The organism is Janthinobacterium sp. BJB401, from assembly GCF_013372745.1.
Lineage (GTDB): Bacteria > Pseudomonadota > Gammaproteobacteria > Burkholderiales > Burkholderiaceae_D > Janthinobacterium > Janthinobacterium rivuli.
The window spans coordinates 24,873-50,650 of record NZ_JABXFH010000045.1; the positions used below are offsets into that span (position 1 = coordinate 24,873).

22 protein-coding genes are annotated in these 25,778 nt (G+C 64.4%); 9 read left to right on the forward strand and 13 right to left on the reverse strand.

Annotated elements, in window-relative coordinates:
- Position 1 precedes the first annotated feature (1 nt).
- Positions 2-703, forward strand: coding sequence for a DsbA family oxidoreductase (locus tag HWE17_RS22890; protein ID WP_176390354.1), 702 nt, complete (start codon positions 2-4; stop codon positions 701-703).
- Here HWE17_RS22890 and HWE17_RS22895 read toward each other — a convergent pair.
- Positions 700-1,329, reverse strand: coding sequence for a TetR/AcrR family transcriptional regulator (locus HWE17_RS22895; RefSeq protein WP_176390355.1), 630 nt, complete (start codon positions 1,327-1,329; stop codon positions 700-702). The genes HWE17_RS22890 and HWE17_RS22895 overlap by 4 nt on opposite strands.
- A gap of 80 nt (positions 1,330-1,409) precedes the next feature.
- Between HWE17_RS22895 and HWE17_RS22900 the strand changes: the two genes are divergently transcribed.
- A complete protein-coding gene (locus HWE17_RS22900; protein ID WP_176390356.1) occupies positions 1,410-1,826 on the forward strand; it encodes a hypothetical protein in 417 nt (138 codons plus the stop codon).
- Between the two features lie 15 nt (positions 1,827-1,841).
- On the opposite strand, the gene HWE17_RS22905 is transcribed toward HWE17_RS22900, so the two are convergent.
- From HWE17_RS22905 to HWE17_RS22915, 3 genes are all read right to left on the reverse strand, one after another.
- Entirely contained in the window at positions 1,842-2,405 is a 564-nt protein-coding gene (locus HWE17_RS22905) for a TetR/AcrR family transcriptional regulator (RefSeq protein ID WP_099402699.1), read from the reverse strand.
- Positions 2,406-2,606: 201 nt separating this feature from the next.
- Positions 2,607-4,526: a molecular chaperone HtpG gene (gene htpG / locus HWE17_RS22910; RefSeq protein ID WP_035826554.1), complete on the reverse strand. Its 1,920-nt coding sequence runs from the start codon at positions 4,524-4,526 to the stop codon at positions 2,607-2,609.
- Positions 4,527-4,614: 88 nt separating this feature from the next.
- A complete protein-coding gene (locus HWE17_RS22915; protein WP_255206362.1) occupies positions 4,615-6,048 on the reverse strand; it encodes a PLP-dependent aminotransferase family protein in 1,434 nt (477 codons plus the stop codon).
- 136 nt (positions 6,049-6,184) lie between these two features.
- Here HWE17_RS22915 and HWE17_RS22920 point away from each other — a divergent pair, with 136 nt between their 5' ends.
- The 3 genes from HWE17_RS22920 to HWE17_RS22930 all read left to right on the forward strand — a co-directional run bounded on the left by HWE17_RS22920 (position 6,185) and on the right by HWE17_RS22930 (position 10,112).
- Positions 6,185-7,096 (forward strand): DMT family transporter, encoded by a 912-nt coding sequence (locus HWE17_RS22920; protein ID WP_176390357.1) that lies wholly within the window; start codon positions 6,185-6,187, stop codon positions 7,094-7,096.
- Between the two features lie 176 nt (positions 7,097-7,272).
- Entirely contained in the window at positions 7,273-8,466 is a 1,194-nt protein-coding gene (locus HWE17_RS22925; RefSeq protein WP_099402695.1) for a PLP-dependent aminotransferase family protein, read from the forward strand.
- 287 nt (positions 8,467-8,753) lie between these two features.
- Complete coding sequence (locus tag HWE17_RS22930; protein WP_035826545.1) at positions 8,754-10,112, forward strand: diguanylate cyclase; 1,359 nt, start codon at positions 8,754-8,756, stop codon at positions 10,110-10,112.
- Between the two features lie 209 nt (positions 10,113-10,321).
- On the opposite strand, the gene HWE17_RS22935 is transcribed toward HWE17_RS22930, so the two are convergent.
- The 5 genes from HWE17_RS22935 to HWE17_RS22955 all read right to left on the reverse strand — a co-directional run bounded on the left by HWE17_RS22935 (position 10,322) and on the right by HWE17_RS22955 (position 17,950).
- Positions 10,322-12,595: a TonB-dependent hemoglobin/transferrin/lactoferrin family receptor gene (locus HWE17_RS22935; protein ID WP_176390358.1), complete on the reverse strand. Its 2,274-nt coding sequence runs from the start codon at positions 12,593-12,595 to the stop codon at positions 10,322-10,324.
- Positions 12,596-12,844: 249 nt separating this feature from the next.
- On the reverse strand, positions 12,845-14,422 hold the full coding sequence (locus tag HWE17_RS22940) for an FGGY-family carbohydrate kinase (RefSeq protein ID WP_176390359.1): 1,578 nt from the start codon (positions 14,420-14,422) through the stop codon (positions 12,845-12,847).
- A gap of 4 nt (positions 14,423-14,426) precedes the next feature.
- On the reverse strand, positions 14,427-14,666 hold the full coding sequence (locus HWE17_RS22945) for a hypothetical protein (protein WP_176390360.1): 240 nt from the start codon (positions 14,664-14,666) through the stop codon (positions 14,427-14,429).
- 108 nt (positions 14,667-14,774) lie between these two features.
- The gene (locus tag HWE17_RS22950) at positions 14,775-16,343 is read right to left on the reverse strand and encodes a glycerol-3-phosphate dehydrogenase/oxidase (protein ID WP_176390361.1); all 1,569 of its coding nucleotides are present in this window, start codon (positions 16,341-16,343) and stop codon (positions 14,775-14,777) included.
- Entirely contained in the window at positions 16,340-17,950 is a 1,611-nt protein-coding gene (locus HWE17_RS22955) for an FAD-binding oxidoreductase (protein WP_176390362.1), read from the reverse strand. The genes HWE17_RS22950 and HWE17_RS22955 overlap by 4 nt, the downstream gene beginning before the upstream one ends.
- A 165-nt stretch (positions 17,951-18,115) precedes the next feature.
- On the opposite strand from HWE17_RS22955, the gene HWE17_RS22960 reads away from it, so the two are divergent.
- From HWE17_RS22960 to HWE17_RS22970, 3 genes are all read left to right on the forward strand, one after another.
- On the forward strand, positions 18,116-19,177 hold the full coding sequence (locus tag HWE17_RS22960; protein ID WP_176390363.1) for an AraC family transcriptional regulator: 1,062 nt from the start codon (positions 18,116-18,118) through the stop codon (positions 19,175-19,177).
- A gap of 92 nt (positions 19,178-19,269) precedes the next feature.
- The gene (locus HWE17_RS22965; protein WP_099402688.1) at positions 19,270-20,052 is read left to right on the forward strand and encodes a 3-hydroxybutyrate dehydrogenase; all 783 of its coding nucleotides are present in this window, start codon (positions 19,270-19,272) and stop codon (positions 20,050-20,052) included.
- 61 nt (positions 20,053-20,113) lie between these two features.
- On the forward strand, positions 20,114-20,962 hold the full coding sequence (locus HWE17_RS22970) for a DUF2071 domain-containing protein (RefSeq protein WP_176390364.1): 849 nt from the start codon (positions 20,114-20,116) through the stop codon (positions 20,960-20,962).
- Here HWE17_RS22970 and HWE17_RS22975 read toward each other — a convergent pair.
- From HWE17_RS22975 to HWE17_RS22990, 4 genes are all read right to left on the reverse strand, one after another.
- Entirely contained in the window at positions 20,934-22,577 is a 1,644-nt protein-coding gene (locus tag HWE17_RS22975) for a methyl-accepting chemotaxis protein (RefSeq protein WP_176390365.1), read from the reverse strand. The two genes, HWE17_RS22970 and HWE17_RS22975, sit on opposite strands and share 29 nt — an antisense overlap.
- Positions 22,578-22,722: 145 nt before the next feature.
- Positions 22,723-23,949 (reverse strand): HD-GYP domain-containing protein, encoded by a 1,227-nt coding sequence (locus HWE17_RS22980; protein WP_176390366.1) that lies wholly within the window; start codon positions 23,947-23,949, stop codon positions 22,723-22,725.
- Positions 23,950-24,326: 377 nt separating this feature from the next.
- Positions 24,327-24,923 (reverse strand): hypothetical protein, encoded by a 597-nt coding sequence (locus HWE17_RS22985; protein WP_176390367.1) that lies wholly within the window; start codon positions 24,921-24,923, stop codon positions 24,327-24,329.
- A gap of 61 nt (positions 24,924-24,984) precedes the next feature.
- On the reverse strand, positions 24,985-25,350 hold the full coding sequence (locus tag HWE17_RS22990) for a helix-turn-helix domain-containing protein (protein ID WP_051959517.1): 366 nt from the start codon (positions 25,348-25,350) through the stop codon (positions 24,985-24,987).
- A gap of 113 nt (positions 25,351-25,463) precedes the next feature.
- Here HWE17_RS22990 and HWE17_RS22995 point away from each other — a divergent pair.
- A partial coding sequence (locus tag HWE17_RS22995) for a glutathione S-transferase N-terminal domain-containing protein (RefSeq protein ID WP_176390368.1) occupies positions 25,464-25,778 on the forward strand: 315 nt, incomplete at its 3' end.

Genomic DNA, 25,778 nt, shown 5'->3' on the forward strand with positions numbered 1-25,778 from the left:
CATGAAACACATCCCACAAACGCTGGTCGTCGACATCTGGTCCGATTTCGTCTGCCCCTGGTGCTGGATCGCCAAGCGGCGCTTCGACAAGGCCCTTGCCGCTTTCGAGCACAGGGACGCCGTGCAGGTCAGGCTGCGCGCCTACCGCATCGCGCCGAACCATCAGGCCGAACCGATCAAGGCAGCCTTGCTGAAAAAGTTTCGCGATCCGCTGGCCGCCGAGGGCATGTTGTACTCGGTGCAGTCGCATGGGGCGGCGGAAGGCCTGGACTACCGCTTCGACAGCATGCTGTTTGGCGACACCATGGACGCGCACATACTCGTCAAGGCCGCCGGCGACGCGGCATCGCAACAGCGCCTCGTCGAAGTGCTGTATGCGCAGAGTATTTCGCACGGCAAGTCGCTGTTCGACCGCGATTCCCTCGCCCTGCTCGCGGCCCAGGCGGGCGTGCCTGCCGAGGCGGTGCAGCGCGCGTGGGCGACACCGCAATGGCGCCAGCAGGTGCAGGACGATGAGTACCAGGCCTCGCGCATCGCGTCCGGCGTGCCGCTGTTCGTCTTTGGCAATGGAGCGCACATTTCCGGTGCGCAGCCGCCAGAAGTGTTCAGCCAGGCGCTGGAAAATCTCCATGCGCAATCACGGCAGGACCTGGCCGCATCGGCCGGCGAGATGTGTGGCCTGGACGGCTGCATCCTCCCCTAAGCGCTGGCGGCGGCGTCCCTCGCAGGCGCCGCCGTGTCCAGATAGCCGTGGACCGCGCGTCCCAGGCGCCGCGCAAGCGACGCCATATCCGTTTCTCCCCGCAGCGCCGCGGCGTCGATGATGCCGCGGCATAGCGCAATCACGTCGGCGGCGGCCATATCAGGATCGGCGACGCCATGACGCACCAGCAGACCCGCGAGCTGGCCGGCAAGCGCCTGCCGCAAGGCTTCGTCCTCGCGCTGCAACGATGGCGACGATGGCGCCGATTCCAGCGCGAGCGCAAGCGCAGGGCGCCTGAACTGGTGCGCCAGGCCGGCCATCACACCTTGCTCTATCGCGGACGGCAATTCGCCCTCCAGCGCCATGGCCAGCCCCACGTCGCGCAGCAGCATCGCGCGTTCGCGGCGTACCAGTTCGGCCAGCAGCGCCTCTTTCGACGGGAAGTACTGGTACAGCGAGCCGATGCTGACGCCAGAGAGCTCGGCAACGTGATTCGTCGTCAGCGCGGCCCATCCCCGCACTTCAATAATGCGAGCAGCCGCCTCCACCATCGCCGCGACGGTGGCAGCCGATCTGGCCTGGGACGGCCGCTTGCGGGGTTCTCCATGCGCTGCAGTTTTTGCCATGAATGCGAGTAGCGGAAGTGGGTAGTAAAACTTATTCTAAACGTTCCGCAAACAACCGTCCTTGCCGATACGAGAACGCCATGCACACCTATACATTCCTGCTGATATTGCACATCGTCGCCGCCATCGCCTTCATCGGTCCGATGATGCTGACGCCGCGCCTGCTGCATCTGATGCGCGAGCCTGCCGGCCGCGATACATTACATAAACTCCATCAGCAGATCGCCGTCGCAGGCTCGATACTGCTGATCGGCGGGCTGGTCCTGCTGTACCAGCAAGAATGGGCCTGGCTGCACATGGGCTGGATGCAGCTGTCCCTCGCGCTGTTTATCGGCGCGCAAGCCATCGACCATTTCTGGGCGGACAAGGTGGAAGAGAAAATGGAACAGGGATACGCGCAGGCGGGCGCCAGGCTGAAAACCTGGCTATGTATAAAGCTAGCCGTATTTTTGACCATCTGCGCGCTGATGATCGCCAAACCCGCCCTGTTGGCCTGAGCGGGCTTGCCAGCGCTACGCCAGATTGTCGAGCATGTAGTGGAAAGCGGCCAGCGGATCGGTCGACGGCCCCAGGGCCCAGCCGATAAAGCTGGCGCCTTCCAGAGCGCTGAGCAGCATGAAGGCGTAATCCTTCGGCGCTTTCCGCAAGGTCCAGCCGTGCAGCTGCGCCGCCTGCACGAGATTGTTTTCCATCCAGTCCAGCTGCTGCGCCATCAGTTGCCGGCCCAGGGCCTGCAGCGATTCGGGCAGCGCCGCCATTTCGGCCGCGAGCGCGCCGCACAGCGGCAGCAAATGATCATTGGCGCTGGCCAGGAACAGCCCGCCGAACTCGCGCAGGCGTTCGACCGGATCGGCATGCGCCGCATCGATCGCTTGCAGCTTCGCGGTAAACACCTCGATATATTGCGTGATCAAGGCCACGCCGAGGTTTTCCTTGGTGGGGAAATGATGGTGGATACTGGCCTTGCGTATGCCGATTTCTTCGGACAAATCGGCATAGCTGAAAGCGGCGTAGCCTTTCGAACGCAGGTGGATCTCTGCGCTTTTCAAAAGGGCGTCGCGGGTACTCACTGACATGACAGGCTCCTGCACCAACGGCCATGCCGGCCATTGACGGATTAAATTCAACAAGGGGCAATTATGCCTGAAGTCGCCGCGGCCAGGGCTGGGGGCATGCGCATGCGGCGCTGCACATCGCGCATGAAAAAAGCCGGCCCTTTCGCGAGAAAAGGGCCGGCCTTGATGCATCAGCCGCCGTGTCGGATTACGGCAAAGGAATTACTTCGCCGTATTGAGCAGCAATTCGTTGAGGCGTTTCACGAAGCTGGCCGGGTCGGCCAGCGAGCCGCCTTCGGCCAGCATGGCCTGGTCGAACAGGATGTTGGCCCAGTCGCCGAACTTGCCGCCTTCCGCGTCTTCGTATTTCAGACGCGTCACCAGCGGGTGGTTCGGGTTGATTTCCAAAATCGGCTTCGATTCCGGCGCGCTCTGGCCTGCCGCTTTCAGCATGCGCAGCAGGTTGCCCGACAGTTCGTTTTCATCGGCCACCAGGCAGGCTGGCGAATCGGTCAGACGGAACGTGACGCGCACGTCCTTGGCCTTGTCGGCCAGCACGGTCTTCATCTTGCCCACCAGGTCGGCGTACGAGGTTTCCGTTTCTTCGTGCTCTTTCTTTTCCGCTTCGTCTTCCAGCGCGCCCAGATCCAGGCCGCCCTTGGCGACGGAGACCAGTTCCTTGCCTTCGAAGTCCTGGATAAACGACAGCATCCATTCATCGACACGGTCCGTCAGCAGCAGCACTTCGACGCCCTTCTTGCGGAAGATTTCCAGGTGCGGACTGTTTTTCGCGGCGGCGTAGTTGTCGGCCGTGACGTAATAGATCTTGTCCTGGCCTTCCTTCATGCGCGCCACGTAATCGGCGAACGAGGTGATTTGTTCGTCGCTGTCGTTGGCGGTCGACGCAAAGCGCAGCAGCTTGGCCAGACGTTCCTTGTTGGCCGCGTCTTCGCCGATGCCTTCTTTCAGCACCTGGCCGAATTCCTTCCAGAAGACGGCGTACTTGTCCTTCTTGTCCTGCTCGTCCGCGTTCGCCAGTTCTTCCAGCATGCCCAGCACGCGCTTGGTCGAGCCTTCGCGGATCACCTTGACGTCGCGCGATTCCTGCAGGATTTCACGCGACACGTTCAGCGGCAGGTCGGCCGAGTCGATCACCCCGCGCACGAAGCGCAGATACGTTGGCATCAGCTGCTCGGCATCGTCCATGATGAAGACGCGCTTGACGTACAGCTTGATGCCGCCGCGCTTGTTGCGGTCCCACATGTCGAACGGCGCCTTGGCCGGAATGTACAGCAGCTGCGTGTATTCGCTGCGGCCTTCCACGCGGTTGTGCGTATGCGTGAGCGGCGACTGGAAGTCGTGCGACACGTGCTTGTAGAATTCGTCGTACTGTTCCGGCGTGATGTCGGCCTTGTTGCGGGCCCACAGGGCGCTGGCCTGGTTGACGGTTTCGAATTCGTCTTTGACGACGGTTTCTTTTTTCTCTTCGTCCCACTCTTCCTTCTGCATCACGATCGGCAGCGAGATATGGTCCGAGTATTTGCGGATGATGGACTTGATCTTCCAGCTCGACAGCAATTCGTCCTCGCCTTCGCGCAGGTGCAGGATGATGTCCGTGCCACGGCCCGTCTTTTCGATGGTCTCGATGCTGTAATCGCCTTCGCCGGCCGATTCCCAGCGCACGCCTTCGGAGGCGTCCGCGCCGGCGCGGCGCGTTTCGACGGTGATCTTGTCGGCGACGATGAAGCCCGAATAGAAGCCCACGCCGAACTGGCCGATCAGGGCCGCATCCTGCTGCTGGTCGCCCGACAGCTTGCCGAAGAATTCCTTGGTGCCCGACTTGGCGATGGTGCCCAGGTGCGAGATCGCCTCGTCACGGGTCATGCCGATACCGTTGTCGGAAATGGTGATGGTGCGCGCATCCTTGTCGAAGCTGACCTTGATCTTCAATTCGTGATCGTTGCCGTACAGGGCGTCGTTATCGATCGCTTCAAAGCGCAATTTGTCGGCCGCGTCGGACGCGTTCGAGATCAATTCGCGCAGGAAGATTTCCTTGTTCGAGTACAGGGAATGGATCATCAGGTGCAGCATTTGCTTCACTTCGGTCTGAAAACCCAGGGTTTGCTTTTCGGAGACAGCCATTTTTACCTCATAGTCTTGTGGATGGACGGATTCTACGGAGTTGGGGATGGTACAAGCGATTTCAAGAGCTCCCGAAAAATGTGCTGTTTCAGCCCAGTGCGCGGTCGAAAAACGCCCAGATGCGCTCGTCCTGCACCGTGGCCAGGTTCAGGCGCATGCGCGTCGACGGCAGCTGGCGCGGCGAAAACAGGCTGCCCGGCGCCAGCACCAGCCCCTCGGCCAGCGCCTTTTCGGCCAGGACATTCGTGTCGCAGCCCGCATCGGCCCACACGAACATGCCGGCCGATGCCGGCTCGAAACGTAAACCCGCCCGCTCGACCTTGCGGTAGGTACCGTCGCGCACCTTGTCGAGCCGCGCGCGCAGGCGCTCCGCATGCTTGCGGTACAGCCCCTGCGAGAGGATTTTATAGACGACGCGCTCGCCAATGTCGCTGGTGGTCAGGGTGGCCAGCATCTTGCGGTCGGCCAGGCGCTGCGCCCGCTCATTTGATGTGGCGATGAAGCCCACGCGCAGGTTCGCCGCCAGGCTCTTGGAAAAGCCGCCCAGGTAAATCACGCGGCGCAGCTGGTCCAGCGCGGCCAGGCGCGTGGCCGGCTGCACCGCGCCACCGGGATGCATGTCGCAATAGATATCGTCTTCGACGATGAGGAAATCGTGCTGTTCGGCCAGACGCAGCACCTGAAACGCCTTGGCCGCTGACAGCGACGTCGAACTGGGGTTGTGCAGCACCGAGTTGATCACGTACAGCCTGGGACGGTGCAGGGCCGCCAGCTCGGCCAGCACGGCGATATCGGGGCCATCACCCAGGCGCGGGATGCCGATGACGGTCATGCCCATGGCGGCAAAGGCGCCGAACATCAGCCAGTACGCGGGATCGTCGACGAAAATGGTCTCGCCGGGGCGGGCAAACTCGCGCGCCACCAGGTCCAGCGCCTGCATCACGCCCACCGTGGTGACGATCTGCTCGGGCGGGCAGGCGATTTCCAGCTCCGCCAGCTTCAGCTGCAACTGCTGGCGCAACGGCAAAAAACCCTGCGGCGCGCCGTAACCGAGCAGCAAACTGCCGGGCTGGCGGCTGACGTCGCGCAAGGCGCGCGCCACCAGCTCGCCATCGAGCCACTCGGCGGGCAGCATGCCGGAGCCGGGCGCGGGGATGGACGGTGTCTGGCGAAACATGTTACGGATCAGCCACACCACGTCCATCGGCTGCGCCACCGCGTCCTGCGCGCCAGCGGGCGGCGCCAGCGTGTTCAGGGGCGAGCGCTCGCGCACGAAAAAGCCGGCGCCGCGCCGCGATTCCAGGTAGCCGCGCGCCACCAGCTTGTCGTAGCTGGCCACCACCGTGGCGCACGACACGCTCAGGCTGGCGGCGCACTGGCGGATCGACGGCATGCGCGCGCCACCGCGCAGCAGCTTGTCGTCGATGCGCGCCGCCAGCGAGCGCGTGATCTGGTCGATCAGGGTTTCGCCCGAGGCGCGCGACAGCAAGGGCAGAGACGGAGAGGCGAGTGTATTGCTCATATGACCATCACAGTATGTGAAATTATGCGTAGAAGTGTATTTGTACTGTATTGCTATTGCGCCCTAGGATAGCAGTACCGGGCACATTCATCCACATCTGCCCGCCTTTATCTCACACACCCGCACCAGGACAGCCATGCCATCGCACACCACCACCACCTCCAGTCACCCTTTGCGCCTGGGCGCAGACCGCACAGGCCTGTTGCTGGGCCTCATCGCCGTCGCCCTCTTCAGCCTGACCCTGCCCTTTACGCGGCTGGCCGTGGCCGAACTCGACCCCACTTTTGTCGCGCTGGGCCGCGCCCTGGTGGCCGCCTGCCTGGCCGGCCTGTGGCTGTGGCAGCAGCGCGCGCCCCTGCCGCGGCGCGAACAATGGCTGCCGCTGGCGTTCGTGTCGCTGGGCTGCGTACTGGGCTTTCCGTGGCTGACGTCGATCGCCATGCGCAGCCTGCCCGCTTCGCACGGCGCCGTACTGGTGGGCATTTTGCCGCTGGCCACGGCCGTGTTTGCCGTGCTGCGCGGCAAGGAACGCCCCTCGCTGGGATTCTGGCTGATGGCCCTGCTCGGCACGGCGCTGGTGGTGGCGTTCGCGCTGCGCCAGGGCGGCGGCAGTTTTCACCTGGCCGACTGGCTGATCTTTGCCGCCGTGCTACTGGCCGCACTCGGCTATGCGGAAGGCGGACGCCTGGCGCAAGCCATGCCAGGCCAGCATGTGATTTCCTGGGCGCTGCTGCTGGCCGTACCTTTCGTGCTGCCCGTGGTGCTGTGGAACGCCTGGCCGCAGCGCGCGCTGATGGCGCAGGCCAGCGGCGCGGCCTGGCTGGGCTTTGCCTACATCTCCGTGTTTTCCATGTTTATCGCTTTCTTTTTCTGGTACCGGGGCATGGCGCTGGGCGGCGTGGCCCGCGTGGGACAGACGCAGCTGCTGCAGCCCTTCCTCACCCTGGTGGGCGCGGCGCTGCTGCTGAATGAGCCACTGACGGGTGAAAGCCTGCTGTTTGCCGGCGCCGTGATCGCCGTGGTGGGGATCGGGCGCAAGCTGAAGTAACGCTCCCTGACGCCCATTTGCAACGCCCTTGCGCGTGCGGATGGGCACGGCGGCGTACAGGCCGTACAATACCGCAGCACCATGGCGACGCCTATCCGGCGCCGCTTGCGCAAGCACCGCCACAAGCGGGCCAACAAATCCAGCCGGCGCAGCTCGGCATCTTCTGTGAGACTCGTATGAAAATTGAAAATCCGAATCCGATCCAATGGCGCTTTGCCGAACGCGCGGAACAGCTGCAAAGCTCGTTCATCCGCGAAATCCTGAAGATCACGCAGCGTCCCGAGATCATCTCGTTTGCCGGCGGCCTGCCCTCGCCCGCCACCTTCCCCGTGGAAGAAATGAAGACCGCCTTCGACAAAGTCCTGTCGAACAATGGCAAGGTCGCCCTGCAATACGGCCCGACCGACGGCTACCTGCCGCTGCGCCAGTGGATCGCCGACTCGCTCTCGGGCAATGGCGGCACCATCATGCCGGAACAAGTGCTGATGACGTCCGGCTCGCAACAGGCGCTGGACTTGCTGGGCAAGGTTCTGATCGACGAAGGCAGCAAGGTATTGGTGGAAACCCCCAGCTACCTGGGCGCCCTGCAGGCGTTTTCCGTCTACCGTCCCGAATTCGTTTCCGTCGACACCGATGACGAAGGCCTGGTGCCGTCGTCGATCAACCCCGTCGCCGATGGCGCGCGCCTCTTGTACGCGCTGCCGAACTTCCAGAACCCGACGGGCCGCAGCCTGTCCGTGGCGCGCCGCGTGGAACTGGTGGAAACCTGCGCCCGCCACGGCCTGCCGCTGATCGAGGATGATCCGTACGGCGCCCTGAGCTACAGCGGCGAGCCGTATCCGAAGATGATCAACATGAATCCCGATGGCGTGATCTATATGGGCTCGTTCTCGAAAGTGCTCACGCCCGGCATCCGCCTCGGCTACGTGGTGGCGCCGATGCCGCTGGTACGCCGCCTGGAACTGGCCAAGCAGGCGGCCGACCTGCACACCTCGCAGCTGACGCAGATGGTCGTGCATGAAGTGATCAAGGATGGCTTCCTGGACCGCCATATCCCCAGCATCCGCAGCCTGTACGGCAACCAGTGCCAGGCCATGCTGTCGGCGCTGGAAGAGCACTTCCCGGCCGGCGTCACGTGGACCAAGCCGGAAGGCGGCATGTTCATCTGGGTCACCCTGCCGAAGCACATCGACGCGATGAAACTGCTCGATGAAGCCATCGCCAATAAAGTGGCATTCGTGCCGGGCGCGCCGTTCTACGCGAACACGCCGGAAACGCACACCCTGCGCCTGTCGTTCGTGACGGTGCCGCCGGAACGCATCCGCGAAGGCATCGCCATCCTGGGCAAGCTGATCGCCGCAAAAATGTAACTCGCCTCTTCACGCCCCGCAGCTGCGGGGCGTGTCCCAGCTGCCCCCGGCGCCGGGGGCACGCGCCTTTTCCGCCTAAAAACCGCCTTCACGACAGCAACTGCGTGTATATATTTTTAAAAATAGTATAAAAATAATACTTTCCACCTTGCGCAACGTCGATTTTTTACCCAAAAAATTGGCAAGGCGGTATGATTTGACCGCTGTATCCGATTTGAATCCGGTCAGCATCACCGACAGTGCGGCAAACGCTGGCAGCGCAAAGTACATCGAGAAGGCCGGAAGCAATGAGTTCAGGCAGTGTGGAACATTACCAGCGGCGCGACGCCGCCATTTTGATTGTCGACGATGCGCCGGCCAGCCTTGAGGTGCTGCGCAAACTGATGAGCGAACAAGGCTATCAAACCTATGTCGCCACGTCCGGCGAACGGGCGCTGGCGATCGCCCAGCGCGCCCGTCCCGACCTGATCCTGCTCGATGTGCTGATGCCGGACATGGACGGCATCGAAACGTGCCGCCGCCTCAAGCAGCACCCGCTGACGCAGGGCATCCCCGTCATCTTCATGAGCGCCAGGACGGAAACGGAAGATGTGGTGGCCGGCTTCGACTGCGGCGCCGTCGATTACATCAGCAAGCCGCTGCGCATGGCCGAAGTGTGCGCTCGCGTGCGCGCGCAGCTGCAAATCCGCAGCAACAATGAAACCCAGCAGGAACAGGCCGAGCGCCTGCGCACCATCGTCAACAACATGGCCGAGGGCTTGCTGATCATCGAGGCGGACGGCCGCATCCAGTACACCAATCCAGCCTGCGACCAGTACCTGGGCTACCGCGAAAATGAACTGTCCGGGCGCTTCATCGGCGAGCTGCTCAGCCCCCTGGTGACGCAGGAATACCTCGATTACTTCGCCATGCACGCGGCCAATCCGGAAAAGGCGCACAACCACGGCACGCGCGAAGTGGCGATCCGCCACCGCAATGGCGAGGCGCTGAGCATGGACCTGACCCTCACGCCGATGTACCTGCGCCAGCCCCTGTATATCGGCCTGCTGCACGACATCACGCACCACAAGCAGTCGGAAGACGCCTTGCAGCGCGCCGCCTACCTTGATCCGCTGACGCAGATCGCCAACCGCCGGCATTTCGACAGCTTCCTGGAAAAAGAGTGGCAACGCGCCGTGCGCGGCGGCGGCGCCGTGTCGCTGGTGGTGCTCGACGTCGACCACTTCAAGCTATACAACGACAGCCTGGGCCACCCGGCCGGCGACAGCTGCCTGCAGCAGGTGGCGCAAGCGATCGCCTCGCACGCCGCCCGCCCGGGTGACCTGGCGGCCCGCTACGGCGGCGAGGAATTCGTGCTGCTGTTTGCCGACACGGATGCCGAAGGCGCCCTGCACCTGGCCGAAACCATTCGCACGCACATCGAGGCGCTGCAACTGCCGCACCCGAGATCGATCACCTCGCCGTGGATCACCGTCAGCATCGGCGTGGCGACCATTCGCCCGCACCAGCTGGACGACCGCGAAGCGCTGTTCGTCGCCGCCGACCGCGCCCTGTACGTGGCCAAGGAAGGGGGCCGCAACCAGGTGCGCGTCACGCAGTCGGGCAGCGCGGCCTGGGAAACGGTCAAGGCGTTGGTGTTACGTTGACGTTTGAAGTTGGGAGTTCAACGGAAAATGCATCGGACCCGGAGTAGGCCCAAGTCACAAAAAAAGGCACCCCGGGCCAAGCGGGCCTGAAAAATGTCGAGGGCAAGGCGCAGCGACGCAGACAGTACGCATGTACGGCAAGGAAGCTGCAACGCTGCCATCGGCATTTTCTCAGTCCCGCGTCTCCGGCCCGCCATTCTTAAAACTAATCAAAACTTACGCGACACACTCAGCTTCGCATTGCGCCCCACGCCGGTAACCGCTTCGCTCAGATACGGCATGTAATTGCGGTTAAAGACATTATCAACCGTCAACCGCACTTCCGTGCCGCGCCACACGCCCTGTTTGCCATTCCACGACGCGAACAGGGTATGCAGCGCATAGCCTTTCGACGGCGGCAGGCGGTACACGCTGCCCACCGGCAGCACGCGCTCCTGCTTTGCCACGAAGCGGCCCTGCCAGCCCATGCTGGCCCCAAGGTCAGGCAAGCGCCAGCCCAGGCCCGCCATCAGTTTGTCCGGCGCAATCGTCGACACGGGTTCGTCCTGGCCCCACGGGTCGCGCTGGGAACCGCTGCGCGTGCCTCGCTGCCTTGACAGCGAGGCGCTGGCAAACAGGCGCGGCGCGCTGTAGTAGGATTCGACCTCCACGCCCTGCGTGCGGAAACCTGCCAGGTTGCGGTAGTCGGACAGCGCCGGCGGCACCTTGCCCGATCCCGGCACATAGCCTTCGATCAGGATGCCCAGGCGCGGGCCGATATTGTCGCTGACGCGGTTCTGGTACGCGGTCAGGCGCAGCTGCACGTCGTCGCTCTCCATGAAGACGTTCTGGCGGTGCAGCATGACGCCCGCGCGCACGGCCGTCACGCGCTCGACGGCCAGGTTGCGGCTGGTGCCCGGCGTCGATGAACCGAGCCGCGGCGACACATAATATTCATTCGAATACATCTCGTCGATGGTCGGCGCGCGCCAGGTGCGGCTCAAGTCGCCGAACAAGGCCAGCGTGCTGGATGCCTTCCAGAACAGGCCCAGGCGCGGCGACAAGTCCTCGTGTGCCTTTTCGCTGAAGTCGTGGCCGGCTGCCGCCAGCGGGCTGTTGTAGCGCGGCGCCTTGTTCGGCACGCCCTCCGAAACGACTCTGTCGTGGCGCAGTGCCGCCGTTACCGTCACGTCGCCATACGTCATCGCATCCTGCAGATACAGGCCCGTGGTTTCCTGGCGCCCGGCCGGCATGTAGTAGGGCTGGAAGTAGCCATAGTTGTAGCTGGGGTCCTTCAGCGCCGTCGACGACGGGTAGTACATCAAGGTGTCGCGCACGTTCTTGTGCCATTGCAGTCCCGTCAGCAGCACGTGCGACACGGCGCCCGTACTAAACACGCTTTCGTTGCGCACCTCCGCGATACGGTCCACATACGAAGCCCAGCTCTCATTGCCCAGTGACCCCAGGTAGGAACCGAGCGACGCGGAGGGCAGGCGCTTGTCATGCTGGTCCGTGTGCGAATAGCCGGCGCTGGCCGTCAGCTTGATCCATGGATTGTTCTGCGGCGCGTACTGCCACTTCACGGAATAGGTGTCGTCGTCCTGGTCGCGGTACACGGCCTTGCGCTGCCACGCCTCTTCCAGTCCGTATTTTTTGATTTCCGCCTCGGTCGGCGTGGGCACGTCCTCGCCCATGGCGGCGAACGGGCCCCAGCCCGAACTGCCGCTCTTCATCGCCGTCAGGGTCAAGAGCTGCTCCGGCGTCAGCCGGATATTGAGCTTGGCCAGGCTCGATGGCGCATCGATGGCGGAAAAGCGGAATGGCTTGCCATCGGGTTTGCGCAGGTCATCGGACTTGCGCTGCGTAGTGAAGGCCATCGCATCGAAACGGCCATCTCCCGTACGGCCGTAGACGGCCACGGTGGCGTCGTTTTCCGCATTGTTCGAGTGGCGCGAGTACTTGAGCATGGCGCCCGCCTTTTCGCCACCTTCCAGCAAGTCTTGCGCATCCTTGGTCTCGACCGTGATGACGCCGCCGAAGCCGCCATTGCCATACAAACTCGTATGCGCGCCCTTGTTCACTTCGATCTGCTTGATCAGTTCCGGCTCGATGAAGATGGAACCCTGGCGGTATTTTTCAAAGCCCTTCGGCACGCCATCGAGGATGACTTTCACGTCCTGCACTTTATTGAAGCCCCATATATTGAGGCTCTGGCCGCTGGGACGGGCCGTACCGGCCAGGTCCACGCCGGGCAAGGTGTCGAGCAGGGACGCGACATTGTCGGCCTGCTGGCGTTCGATGTCGGCGCTGTTGATGTACGAGCGTCCGGCCGTGCCGGCGCTGATGGCGTCGCCGAACACGCTGATGGCGGGCATCTGCACGGCGTCGGCCTTCTCGGTCTTGTCGGCCATCGCCGCCGCCCACACGTGGCCGTGCGCGCCACCCAATGCCAGCGCCAGCGCGGCGGCCAGCGGGGTCAATCCATGTTTGCTGCTGCTCTTCATCGCTATCCTTGCCTGGGTTTGCTTGCTGCTCGATGCTTGTGGAATGAAAAAATGCAGGGGCAGAGGACAGCGGTGCACGATCAAGCGGTGGCGTTGAAGGAAGCGTTGCGGCGGAACTCTGCCCGCGCGGACACGCCGCCGGCGCATGGCGGGCGGCGCACTGCAATCACCGGGATAAGTTGCCTTAGTGAAATGCGGAACACATCATATATCGGATGCGAATGATTCGCAATACGATTTAATGACTAGCTATTCCGGATAGCCGGTGATGTCGGCTATCTCGCGGTACAGCGGTTGCAGCCGCGCATACATTTTCTGGTACACGCGCCGGTACAGCTGCTCGTAGATCTTGCGGTGCTCGGGATGCGGCTGAAATACCTTGCCCTTGCGCGTCATCGCCTGCACGGCGGCAGGGAAATCCGCATGCCAGCCCAGGCCCACGCTGGCGGCGATGGCCGCGCCCAGACCCGAACTTTCATACACGTGGGCGCGCGCGGCCGGCAAGCCGAAAATGTCGGCCGTCAGCTGCATGGCGGCGTCGCTTTGCGAACCGCCGCCCGCGATGCGCAGCTCCGTGATGGCGATGCCGCTGCGCCGCTCGATGCGCTCCTTGCCTTCGCGCAGCGCATACGCGAGACCTTCGAGGATGGCGCGGTAGATGTGCGCGCGCGTGTGCACGTCGCCAAAGCCGATCATGGCGCCCTTCGCTTCCGGCCCCGGCACCTTGATGCCGGGACTCCAGTACGGCTGCAGCATCAGGCCCATGGAGCCGGGAGGCACGGCGTCGACCAGGCGGTCGAACAGCGCTTCGGCGGACAAGCCCGTGCCATCCTCGGCGGCCGCCGCCCGTTCGCGGTCGCCGAACTGCTCCTTGAACCAGTTGACCATCCAGTAGCCGCGGAAGATCTGCACTTCCGTGCTGTAGGCGCCCGGCATGGCGGCCGGATACGGCGGAATGAAGCGCGTCACTTCCACGTATTTGCGGTTGGTCGTGTTGATGGTGGCCGTGGTACCGTAGCTCAGGCACGCCACCTGCGGTTCGACGCAGCCGGCGCCCAGCACTTCGCACGCCTTGTCGGCGGCCGCCGCCAGCAGGGGCGTGCCTTCCAAAATGCCCGTCGCCGCAGCGGCGGTTGCCGTGATGGCGCCCATGCGCGTGCCCGGCGTCACCAGTTCCGGCAGCATCGATGGTTTAACGGCAAGTGCCTGCCATTTCCAGTCGAAGCGCCCGGCCCAGGCGTGGCGTTTGTAGTCGAAGGGAATATACGCCACCTGCGAGCCGGTCGAGTCGACGTAGCGTCCGCAGAGGCGGTGGTTCAGAAAGCCCGACAGCAGCAGGAATTTATGCGTGCGGCGCCAGATGTCGGGCTGGTGCGCGCTGATCCAGTTGATCTCGGCCTCGCGGCGGAAGTACGCGATCGTGCCATCGAGGCGCGTGGCGCGAAACAGCGCGCGCCACCATGGCGCCAACTGGGGGATGTCGCGCGTGCTGCGCTGGTCCAGCCAGGTGATCGCGGGCCGCAAGGGCTGTCCCTCTTCATCCACGTTGACCACCGTGCCGCGCTGCGTCGTGACGGCCACGCCGGCCACCGACGATTTGGCGATGTCCGTGCCGCGCCACAGCTGCTGGCACGCTGCGCACACGGCTTGCCAGTAGCCGTCGGCGTCGTGCTCGGCCCAGCCGGGGTGCTCCGAGTAATACGCTTCGAGGAACACTTGCGCCTTCGCCGCCAAATTGCCATCGCGGTCGAACAGCAGCGCGCGCACGCTTTGCGTGCCATTGTCGATGGCGAGAATGTACGGCCCCTGGCCGGCTGCGCTGGCCATGGCCTCAGCCCAGGCTGGCCAGCGCGGCGCGCAGCGCGGCCAGCAGCGCCTGCGGATCTTTTTCCGGCAGCGCGCTGAAGACAGGCGCTTCCCAGTCCTGTCCCCGCACGGCCACCACGCGCAAGCGTCCCTGTGCATTCCAGGCCGGATACCAGCCCACGTCGACGATGTCGCCATTCGCGCACGTGATTTGCAGCAGGTCTTCGCCCAGGTCGTCGACGAGGACGTCCACACTCTGGCGCAAGTCCAGCGGCGACAGGCTGTCGTAGGTGATGCGCGCGTCGCCCAGTTCCAGGGGCTGGCCAAACAGGGTAGTCTCGATGATGCTCTCCTTATTCTTTTTTATGCTTTTTCAATCGCCCTGCGGCACGCTGTAATGGCGGCGCCACAGGGCCAGGTAACGCTGCTGTTCTTCTTCCCAGCGCGCGTCGTCCCAGCCCAGCTCCGCCTGGCAGATGGCGCGCAGGCGCGGCATGATAGCAAGCCCACCGCCGGCCAGCTGCAAACCGAGGCGCGTGCGCCGCAGCAGCAGGTCGTCCAGGTGCTGCGCGTCTTCCATGCGCGCGCCCCAGCGCAGCTGCGCCCACAGGGTCTGCGTGCCGGGAATCGGCGCCAGTTCGCCATCCTGCGCCGCCTCACACAGCGCTTGCGCCCCCGCGCCATGACGGCCCAGCAGCCGTTCGCGCTGCTCGCCGTCGAGCACCAGGGCCTTGCCCGACAACGGTGGCGTGGCGTCGAAAATCGGCAAGGGGCGCAAATCCGCCTGCCAGCCCGGCAGAAGGGGCGCGGCGCGGCGCAAGGCGTCGAGGGCGATCACGCGAAACGTCGTCAGCTTGCCGCCCGCCACCGTCAGCAAGCCGTTTTCCAGCCATAGCGCATGTTCGCGCGCTTCCTTCGACGGGTCAAGCTGGCCGCTGCCGATCACGGGACGCACGCCGGCAAACGTGGCCAGCACATCGTCCTCGCCCAGCGCCAGCTGCGGGAACTGCCAGCGCAAGGCGGCCAGCAGGTATGCGAGTTCCGCGCGGGTGATGGCCGGCTCCAGGTCCAGGCTGGCGCCATGGTCGACATCGGTGGTGCCCACCAGGGTCACGCCCTCCCATGGATACGCAAACACGGGGCGGCCATCGTGCGGGTGCATCAGGCTGACGGCTTGCGCCAGCGGCAAACGCCATGCCGGCAGCAGCAGATGGCTGCCGCGCAGGGGCCGCAGTTTCGGCTTTTCTCCCACCTGGCCGCGCAAGCCATCGGCCCAGGCGCCCGTGGCGCTGATCACCAGGCGCGCGCGCACGGTGAATACCGCGCCATCGAGCGCATCGTTCAAGGTGGCGCCGGCGACCTTGCCACCGTCGCGCAGCAAGGACGCCACGCCCAGGTAATTGACGGCCACGCCGCCATGGCGGCGCGCCTCCTGCAGCACGCGCAGCACCAGGCGCGCATCGTCCGTCTTCGCGTCCTGGTACAGCATGCCGCCCTGCAGATCTTCGCGCCGGATGTGCGGCGCCAGCATGGCAAAGTCCGCCGCGTCGACATAGCGGCGCGCACGCCGGCCCGCCATCACGTCATAAATCGCCAGTCCCAGCATGAACTGGCGCCGCCCCGGTTTCCTGCCCGTGTAATCGCCAAAGGCAAAGCCCTGCGGCTCGACCAGCCCCGCCGCATCCGTCAGCAAGGCTACCCGCTCGTGCACCGATTCGCGCGTCATGCCGAACTGCCCCTGCTTCAGGTAGCGCAAGCCGCCGTGCACCAGCTTCGAGGAGCGGCTCGACGTGCCCCAGGAGAAATCGCGCTGCTCCACCAGCAAGGCCTTCAAACCGCGCCGCGATGCTTCCAGCAAGATGCCGGCGCCCGTGATGCCGCCGCCGACGATCAGCACGTCCCACTCGCGCGCCAGGATGCCAGGCAACTGCACCCTGTTCACAAGCCGCCTCCCGCTTCGGGCAGCAGTTTGCCGGGGTTCATCATGCCCTGCGGGTCGAACTGGCGCAGCAGCGCGCGCATGGCGGCGATGCCCAGTTCACCTTTTTCGGCCGCCAGCCATGGCGCGTGATCCGTGCCCACGCCATGCTGGTGGCTGATGGTGCCGCCGTTGGCGACGATGGCGGCGCCGGCCGCGTCTTTCAGGGCACGCCAGCGCGCCATGTTGTCTTCAAAGGTGGGCGCCAGCCGGTACACATACGTGGTGTAGACGCTGGCGCCCTGCGCGTACACATGCGACAAGTGCGTGTAGGCGTGCACCTGTTCGCCGTGCGCCGCCAAAGCATTGACACCCGCCTGCTCCAGCGCCGCCATCATCGGGGCCACGCGCGGCCAGTCGACGGCCGTTTCCACCGTGTCGATCACATAGCCGTGTTCCCAGGCCCCGTTGCGCAAATACACATTGCGAAAGCGTCCCTGCTTCCATTTGTCGCCCATGTGGCGTCCCACGTGCACGCCCTTGTGCCGCCGCGCCAGCGCCAGGGCGCCGCGCAGGGCCGCGCGCGCCAGCGCGGCCTCTCCGCTGACACCCAGCATCAGCATGCACTTGCCTTCGCCGCAGCCGCGCAACGACAGATAACGTTCCAGCAGTCCCACCAGTTTCTTGTGCCCGGCCAGGGTCAGCATGGTTTGCGTTTCAACCGCGTTCGACAGACGCAGCATGCACAGGGGCAGGCGCGACTGGGCCAGCGCCCGCACGGCAGCCTGCGCCTGGCCCCATTCGGCGAAAAACACGGCGTGGAACGCCTCATAAGGCGGCAATGGCGAGACGCGCACCGTCGCCTGCGTCAGGATGCCCAGCCGCCCTTCGGAACCGAGCACCATTTCGCGCAGGTCGATGCCGGCCGCCGAAGCGGGAAACGTGGGGATGCGCAAGGTGCCGGCCGGCGTTTCCACTTCGCCGCCCGCGAACAGCTGCTCGATGCGGCCATAGCGCAACGATTGCTGGCCCGACGAGCGCGTGGCGATCCAGCCGCCCAGTGTCGAATATTCGAACGACTGCGGATAATGACCGAGGGTGTAGCCCTGCGCGCGCAGCTGCGCTTCCAGGTCGGGGCCATACACGCCCGCGCCGAACGTGGCCAGTTGCGCTTCGCGGTCGAGGTGGCCCAGCGCGCACAGGCGCGCGAGGCTGAGCGACAGCACGGGACGCGGCCCTGCCGCTACCGTCAAATGCCCGGCCACGCTAGTGCCGCCACCGTGCGGAATGACGGCCACGCACGCCTGGCGCGCGTACGCGAGCAGCTGGCGCACCTGCAGCGCGCTGTCGGGAAAGGCCACGCCGTCGGGCACCGCGCCGATGCGGCCATGGCGCAGCTTGAACCAGTCGGGCAGGCTTTGACCGAGCGCATGGCGCACGCGCGTGGCAGGCTTAGTGTCGATCAGCGGATGCGGCGCCAGGCGCGAGGCGGGCACCTGGGCGCAAGCGTCGTCGAAGGTGGCGTCGGCAATGGCGCTGCCCGGCCCCAGGCGCTCGCGCAAAAACGCCAGCGCGTCCTCGCTCAGCGCATACGTGATGCTTTCATCTCCCCAGCCATTCCAGCGTTGCATCGACATCCCCTGTGTTCGGCCAGTTGCGCGCCACGGCGGCTTGCTATACTGTTCCTGCCTGATTTTCTTGCTTGATTTTCTTGCTTGATTTTCTTGCTTGATCGATAGCATATGCCGCCACAGACGAAGGGTATTGGTTTTTCATGACAATCGCATTGTTCCATCATGACAAATACTGACGGCCGGGTCGCCGGCGCCTATCTGCTGCCGCTGCTGGAAGCGGCCGGCGCACACGGTATCGCGGCAGCCACCCTGGCGCAAGCGGCCGGCGTGGCGCCGCACAATCTGGAAGCGTCCGCGCCAGGCCTGGCCGCGCGCGACTACGTGCGCCTGCTCGATGCGGGCGCGCAGCTGGCGGGCGATGCGCATTTCGGCCTGCACGTGGGCCAGCGGGTGCGCATGGGTACATACAGCGCCTACGGCTTGATACTGCTCAGTTGCAGCAACGTGGGCCAGGTGCTGGAACAGACGGCCCGCTATGAACGGCTGGCGCACGACCTGGGCCGCTCGACCCTGCAGCGCGATGGCGCGGTCGCGCATTACGGCTGGACCAGCAACTACCCGGGCGCCAGCCGGCATTTGGTCGACAGCGTCTTTGCCGGCGTCAAAGTCAGCGGCGACTGGCTGGCCGGCATGCCGCTGCCGCCGGCCCGGCTGGCGTTCAGCCACGATGGCGGCGGCGACCTGCTGCGCCACGCGGCCCACCGCGACGAATACGTGCGCGTGCTGGGCAGCCTGCCCGATTTCAACGCCGCCGCCAACACGGCCACCTTCGATGCGCAATTGCTGGACTGGCCCGTGCCGAACGCCGACGTCAGCCTGTACCCCGTGCTGTGCCAGCATGCGGAACAATTGCTGGCACAGCGTCAAGCTGAAACAGACACCGGCGGCGCCATCGACGCGCAAGTGCACGCGGCCATCGTGGCGGGCTTGCGCCACGGTTCCGCGCGGCTGGCCACCGTTGCCGCCAGCCTGGCCGTGACGCCGCGCACCTTGCAACGCAAGCTGGCCGACGCGGGTACCAGTTTCCAGGCCCTGCTGGATCAGGCCAGGTACGGCCTGGCGCGCGACTATCTGCGCGAGCCGCATTTGTCACTGGTCGACATCGCCTTCCTGCTCGGCTACCAGGAACAAAGCGCGTTCAATCACGCGTTTCGCACCTGGGCGGGCACCAATCCCGGCGCCTGGCGGCTACAGGAAATCCTTGACAGGCAGCAAGCCGTTTAGCCGTGCGCGCGGCATGCGCAGTCCGTTTTCTCGCTATACTGGCATAGTCAGATTTTCCACGATCACTCCAACCCGCAATGCAAAGGATTAATATGCAACTCAAAGACAAAGTCGCACTGATTACCGGCGCCGCCAGTGGTATCGGCAAGGAAATGGCCATCGAATACGCAAAACAGGGCGCCAAGGTCGTCATCGCCGACCTGGCCCTGGAAGCGGCCAGCAAGACGGCCGAGGAAATCAAGCAGTCGGGCGGCCAGGCGTTTGCCGTCGCCATGGATGTCTCGAGCGAAGAGCAAGTCGACAAGGGCGTGGCCGATGCCGCGGCCCACTTCGGCGGCATCGATATCCTGATCAGCAACGCGGGCATCCAGATCATCAGCCCCGTCGTCGACTACCCGTTCGAGCAATGGAAAAAGATGCTGGCCATTCACATGGACGGCGCCTTCCTCACCACGCGCGCCTGCATGCGCGAAATGATCAAGGCGGGCCGCGGCGGCGCCATCATCTACATGGGCTCCGTGCACTCGCACGAAGGCTCGCCGTTCAAGAGCGCCTACGTGGCCGCCAAGCACGGTTTGCTGGGCCTGGCCAAAGTCGTGGCCAAGGAAGGTGCGAAAGACGGCATCCGCGCCAACGTCATTTGCCCCGGCTTCGTGCGCACGCCACTGGTCGACAAGCAAATCCCCGAACAGGCGGCCCAGCTGAACATCAGCGAAGAGGACGTGATCAAGAAAGTCATGCTGAAAGACACCATCGACGGCGAATTCACCACCACGCAAGACGTGGCGCAAACGGCCGTTTTCCTGGCGGCCTTCCCGTCGACGGCACTGAGCGGCCAGTCCATCGTAGTCAGCCACGGCTGGCACATGCAATAACACATGGCGTCTCCGGCAGGCGGCGCCGTCCGCCTGCATCACCGCATCTGAAAGTTCCCAATTGCAAGACAACACTTACCGCCACCCGCGCGCGGGCTGGCCGGGGCGATTGTTTGCCGCGCTCGCCAATTGCACGCGTTTTGCCAGTGTGCGCCAAGCCGTCATGTCGCGCCTGCCCTTCCTGACACTGCACAGCGACGTGCGCGACGTCGTCTACGTGAGCTGGCTGGTCGATGCCGCTGCCGCGCAGCGGCTGCTGCCCGCCGGCGTGACCCTGTGGCAACGCGACGGCAAGACGCCGTTCACCGTGCTGACCTACCGCCACGGGCATTTCGGCCCGGCACTGCTCGGTCCCTTGCGCCGTCTGCTGCCGTCTCCGCTGCAAAGCAACTGGCGCTTGTACCTGGATCACACGCCAGCGGGCGCGCCGGACGTGCCCTGTGTGTATTTCTTGAAAAACATCATGGACAGCCTGCCCCATGCGTTGGGCACGCGGTTGTTCAGCGACATCCTGCCAACCCACCTGGCCGGCAACATGACGCTGGAAGTCACGGCCACGCAAGCGCGCTGCAGCATAGCCAGCGGCGCCGGCAGCGCGCCGCTGCTCGACGTGCAGGCGGACATCGTTGCGGAGCATGGCCTCGATGCCGGCTGGCAGCAGTTGTTCGGCAACTGGCGCGATGCCGTCGCCTTCCTCGCCTGCCAGGATGCGGCCATCGCGCATGTGCCGCGCAACGGCAAGCTGGTCTTTGGCGAAATCGACTTGCCCGTTGATGTGGATCAGGTGCAAGCGCTGACGGCCTTGCGCGCCGACTGCGGCTTGCTGGGACAACTGCCGCCCGTGTCAGCACCGTTTGCCTTTGTCGTGCCCGAGGTTGCCTTCAAGGCGCTGTCAGAGCGCCTGCTGTAGCGCGGCGTCGCTCGGGCGCGCGCAGGGGAACAGCTTGGCCGCCCCTGCGCCGTTCCAGCTTGAACAGGGCCATCGCCTGCTCCAGCTGCAAGGTCTGATCCTGCAGCGACGCGGACGCCGCCGCCGATTCCTCGACCAGCGCCGCGTTCTGCTGCGTCACTTCATCCATTTGCGTGACGGCCATGTTGACTTGACCGATGCCGTGGCTTTGCTCGCGCGACGCCGAGGCGATCTCTTCCATGATGCCGTGCACGCCCTGCACGGCGCCCAGCATTTCCGCGCTGCTGGCACCCGCCTGCTGCGCCAGCTTCGCGCCCGCCTGCACCTGCGCCAGCGATGCCGTGATCAATTGCTTGATTTCCGTGGCGGCCGACGCGCTGCGATGGGCCAGGCTGCGCACTTCGCCCGCCACGACGGCGAATCCCCGCCCCTGGTCGCCCGCGCGCGCCGCTTCCACGGCCGCGTTCAGGGCGAGGATATTCGTCTGGAAGGCAATGCCTTCGATAATGCCCGTAATGTCGCCGATCTTCTTCGATGAAGCGTTAATGTCCGCCATCATCGCCACCATCTGGCCGACGAGTTCGCCGCCGCGCCCGGCCAGGCCATGGACCTTGCCCGCCATGTCGCTGGCCTGCACGGCGTTGCCGCTGTTTTGCTGCACCGTGGCCGCCAGTTGCTCCATGCTCGACGCCGTCTGCTGCAGGGCCGACGCCTGCGCCTCCGTGCGGCCCGACAAATCCATATTGCCGGCGGCAATTTCCTGGCTGGCCATGCTGATGCGCAAGAAATTGCCGCGCACGTCGCCAACGATGGAGTGCAAATTCACGCGCAGCTGGCGCAAGGAACGCAGCAGCTGCCCCATCTCGTCGCGCCGTGTCGTGTCGAGCTCGCCCGTCAGGTCGCCGCCCGCCATCACGTCGCAGGCCTGGCGCGCCTGCTGCAGCGGTTGCAGCACGGCGCGGTGCAAGCTGTGCCAGAAATACAGGGTGGCGCACACGGCCAGCACGGACAGGCCCGTCAGCCAGCCGTGGCTTGCATCGGGCAACACGCCCGCATTCCACGCCAGCTGCAGCAGCAACACCAGGCTCAGCAAACCCAGATTCCAGCCGATGCGCTTGCCCAGCGGCAGGTCGCGCAAGCTCGCCAGCCTGGCCAGCCAGCCCGTGCGCACGGCCGCGCCCTGGCTGATGACAAGGCCATCGGCCTGCCCCGCCTTGATGCGCGCGTACAGGGCGGACGCCTGCGCCACCTGCTGGCGCGTGGGCTTGGTGCGCACGGACATGTAGCCGACAGCCACGCCGTCTTCCACCACGGGCGTCACGTTCGCCAGCACCCAGTAGCAATCGCCGTTTTTGCAGCGGTTTTTCACCATGCCGCTCCACGAACGGCCCGAGCGGATGGTGGCCCAGAAATCGGCGAACGCTTCGACCGGCATGTCCGGATGCCGGAGGATGTTTTGCGGCGCACCGATCAATTCTTCCGCGCTGTAACCGCTGACGGCGATGAAATACGGGTTGGCATACGTGATATTGCCTTGCAAGTCGGTAGTCGAGACGATGGTCTCGGTATCGCTCAGATTGATTTCGGTATCGCTGACGGGAAGATTGAGTCGCATGGTCACATCCTCAGAAGTAGCCCGTACGGTGACGGGTATGCGTACAAGGAACGGTCGCCAGCCAGGAAAGCGGACACGGCACTGGCACCATTATTTTAATATTTTATTATTAACAAAATGCACTTTATTACGGCTGTGCCAGCGGTCATGCCATGGCCGCTTCGCCGGCCCAGTAACGGTCGACGTCCTGCAAGCGCCAATCGGTTGCGCTTTCCGTGGAAACAATACGCTCCTGGCAACCCGGCGCGGCCAGGTCGACGACGGCCGGCGCGATGCACGTGCCAGCGCGGATGGAAAAAAAGACGCGCACGGTGGGCGCGGTCAGCGGCTTGCCCGGCGCCTGTCCCACCACGACGGCCAGACGTTCCGACTGCAGCCGTACCAGGGTGCCCAGCGGATAGATGCCCAGGCATTTGACGAAGGCGGCGAACAGTTGCGCGTCGAGATGCCCGCCGCGCCAGGCGGCCATGCGGCGCAGCGAATCGGCCGGGCACCAGCCCTGCTTGTACGGCCGGTTCGAGGTGATCGCATCGTACACGTCGCAAATGGCGCCCATGCGCGCAAACAGGCTGACTTCCTCGCCGCGCAATCCCTCCGGGTAACCGCTCCCATCGAGCTTTTCATGGTGGTGCAGGCACACGTCGAGCGCCACCGGATCGATCTCGCCCACTTCCCGCAGCATGCGGTGCCCGGCGGCCGGATGGGCGCGCACGGAAGAAAATTCCGCTTCGCTGAGGCTGCCAGGCTTGTTGAGGATGGCGGACGGCACGGCCATCTTGCCGATATCGTGCAGCAAGCCCGCCAGGCCGACCGAGCGCACCTGCTCGGGCGCCAGGCCCAGCTCCCTGGCCAGCGCCGTCATCAGCGCGCACACGGCCACCGAATGCATATACGTGTAATTGTCGGCGGTTTTCAGACGCGCCAGGCCTAGCAGCACGTTACCGCCGCGCAGCACCGACGCGGCGATATCGTCGACCAGTGTATAGGCCTGCGCCGCAGACAAGGCCTTGCCCATGCGCACCTCGTCAAACATGGTCTGCACGGCCTGGCGCGAGTGTTCGATCAGGCGCCGGGCGTGCGCCAGTTCCTCGTCGCGCGACCTGGCTGGCGCCGCATTCGGGACGGGGCCGCTACCTGTTGCCGGCGCGGCTGCAGCCAGCGGCGCGGAAGGCGGCACGGCAACCGGCGGCGCCAGCCCCCGCGCCGTATCGATCCATACCTCGCAGAGGCGTGCCGCACGAATACGGTCCAGGTCAGCCGGCAACTCGAGCAGGAAGGAACGCGCCCAGAACGGGTTATCGAGCCAGGAACGGCCCAGGCGCTCTACATACATTCCCAGCACCAGTTCACTACTCCTTATTTTTTTCAGCACGACGGTTCTCCACACAGTCAGATCGCGGCATTTACTTGCGCATTATCAATATCATACGCTGAAAAATAATGATTAAAACGAATATTTATTTTATATGGCAAAATCTCAATAAATACAACAATTATCACCAATTCTATCGCTTTCGTTGAAATAAATATTAAATCAATAAATATATCAATTAAGCCATGCGGAATTTACAGTTTTGTATGCATTCTGCCGATGATGGCGGCGCATGCCTGCCAGCGGCCTCATGGGCCGCCGCTTGGGCATACTGTGCGGAAGGGAAGTGCGCCAGCGCCGGCGCCCCGACGTGGGGCTGGCGCTATGGCGAAAGAAGTATCAGGCGGACGCGCGAACGGCGTCGCGGCCGGCGCGGCTTAGCGCGGCACGTAGCGCCAGCTGGCGTTTTCCAGCATAAAGGTCAGTTCCGTCTTGATGGCTTCCGGACGGCTCGGCACGCTCAATTCCGTCTCGCATACCAGGTAGCCCGTCTTGCGCTTGACGTCGCACTCGTTGACGGCCTTGACCTGCATGGTGCTTTGCGCTTCCTGCATCTGCACGTCCTTGGCCGCTTCCGGATTGCGCGCCACTTCTTCCTTGGCCCACGCGCGTATCATCGCTTGCGCCTCGGCCGGCGACGGCCCCGTGAACTTGGCGTTCTTGCGTTCGACGCCAACCCAGGTGCCGCCCTCGTTACGCAGGGGCAGTACATTAAAAGCATCGCGCATGCCGGCGCTCATGCCCACCAGGCACACCACTTCGCCCCGCACTTCCTGCGACTCCTGGCAGCCGACCAGGCTGGTGACCTTGACGGCGATCGGTACCGGCATAGCCGATTGCATCTTGGCTTGGGTCTTGGCCACGCCCGCCTGCACGGCGGCGTGGATTTGTTCGAGTGTCGGCATGGTGGCGGCATGGGCCGGCAGGGTGGCGAACAGGGCGGCGGCGGTCAGGGCGAGGGAAGTCAGGCGCATGGGTATCGGGAGTAGTGAGCTAAGGCCGGCAGTCTAGCACTTTGCATAACAACAGCTGTTTCTATTGAGAATGATCCTCGCCATCGGGGGCGAGAAAGGCGCCGCCCGCATCCGCCTGCCCGCGCAGGCGCAAGCCGATGGCGCGCAGCATCTCGACCAGCTCGCGCAAGCGCAAACCTTCGTCCGTCAGCCGGTATTCCACCTTGACGGGCACTTCCGCATAAATCGTGCGCGTCAGCAAACCGGCCTCTTCCAGCGCGCGCAAGTCCAGGGTCAGCATGCGCTGCGAGATATTCGGCACGGCGCGGCGGATTTCACTGAAGCGCTTCGGCCCCGCCATCAGATAGCTGAGCAGCACGGTTCTCCAGCGCCCGCCCAGCAAGCGCATGGCTTCTTCCACGGCGCAGCCGGAGACATTGTCTTTCATGGTTTGCTTCCTTCCTGGTATAAAAAATGTACCTATACCACATTATTCTGCCTTCTTCCAAATAGTAACCATTGCCCTTAGACTGCCCTTCCCCACCCAACTTGGAGTTCGACTTGGAAACCACCCTGATCTACAGCGTCCCGTTCGGCTGCTCGTTTGCCGCCATTGCCGCCCTCGAATGGAGCGGCTTGCCGTATCGTTTGGCCCGCGTGGAAGCGCGCGATCCGGCCAGCAAGCAGCATCCGGCCTTTCTCGCCATCAATCCGCTGGGCCAGACGCCGGCCCTGCTCACGCACACGGGTGCGCCGCTGCTGGAAAGCATGGCGATCCTGCTGCACCTGGCCGCCCGCGCACCAAACAGCAAGCTGGGTTTTGCGCAAGGCACGCCGCAATACGACCGCCTGAACAGCGTGCTGTCCTTTTTGCAC

Bases quoted from the DNA above. Each gene is read 5' to 3' on its own strand.
- HWE17_RS22935 (WP_176390358.1), bottom strand. From the start codon at position 12,595: ATGAAGAGCAGCAGCAAACATGGATTGACCCCGCTGGCCGCCGCGCTG.
- HWE17_RS22925 (WP_099402695.1), top strand. From the start codon at position 7,273: ATGAAAATTGAAAATCCGAATCCGATCCAATGGCGCTTTGCCGAACGC.
- HWE17_RS22960 (WP_176390363.1), top strand. From the start codon at position 18,116: ATGACAAATACTGACGGCCGGGTCGCCGGCGCCTATCTGCTGCCGCTG.
- HWE17_RS22955 (WP_176390362.1), bottom strand. From the start codon at position 17,950: ATGCAACGCTGGAATGGCTGGGGAGATGAAAGCATCACGTATGCGCTG.
- HWE17_RS22900 (WP_176390356.1), top strand. From the start codon at position 1,410: ATGCACACCTATACATTCCTGCTGATATTGCACATCGTCGCCGCCATC.
- HWE17_RS22990 (WP_051959517.1), bottom strand. From the start codon at position 25,350: ATGAAAGACAATGTCTCCGGCTGCGCCGTGGAAGAAGCCATGCGCTTG.
- htpG (WP_035826554.1), bottom strand. From the start codon at position 4,526: ATGGCTGTCTCCGAAAAGCAAACCCTGGGTTTTCAGACCGAAGTGAAG.
- HWE17_RS22920 (WP_176390357.1), top strand. From the start codon at position 6,185: ATGCCATCGCACACCACCACCACCTCCAGTCACCCTTTGCGCCTGGGC.
- HWE17_RS22965 (WP_099402688.1), top strand. From the start codon at position 19,270: ATGCAACTCAAAGACAAAGTCGCACTGATTACCGGCGCCGCCAGTGGT.
- HWE17_RS22930 (WP_035826545.1), top strand. From the start codon at position 8,754: ATGAGTTCAGGCAGTGTGGAACATTACCAGCGGCGCGACGCCGCCATT.
- HWE17_RS22985 (WP_176390367.1), bottom strand. From the start codon at position 24,923: ATGCGCCTGACTTCCCTCGCCCTGACCGCCGCCGCCCTGTTCGCCACC.
- HWE17_RS22975 (WP_176390365.1), bottom strand. From the start codon at position 22,577: ATGCGACTCAATCTTCCCGTCAGCGATACCGAAATCAATCTGAGCGAT.
- HWE17_RS22940 (WP_176390359.1), bottom strand. From the start codon at position 14,422: ATGGCCAGCGCAGCCGGCCAGGGGCCGTACATTCTCGCCATCGACAAT.
- HWE17_RS22905 (WP_099402699.1), bottom strand. From the start codon at position 2,405: ATGTCAGTGAGTACCCGCGACGCCCTTTTGAAAAGCGCAGAGATCCAC.
- HWE17_RS22895 (WP_176390355.1), bottom strand. From the start codon at position 1,329: ATGGCAAAAACTGCAGCGCATGGAGAACCCCGCAAGCGGCCGTCCCAG.
- HWE17_RS22890 (WP_176390354.1), top strand. From the start codon at position 2: ATGAAACACATCCCACAAACGCTGGTCGTCGACATCTGGTCCGATTTC.
- HWE17_RS22915 (WP_255206362.1), bottom strand. From the start codon at position 6,048: ATGAGCAATACACTCGCCTCTCCGTCTCTGCCCTTGCTGTCGCGCGCC.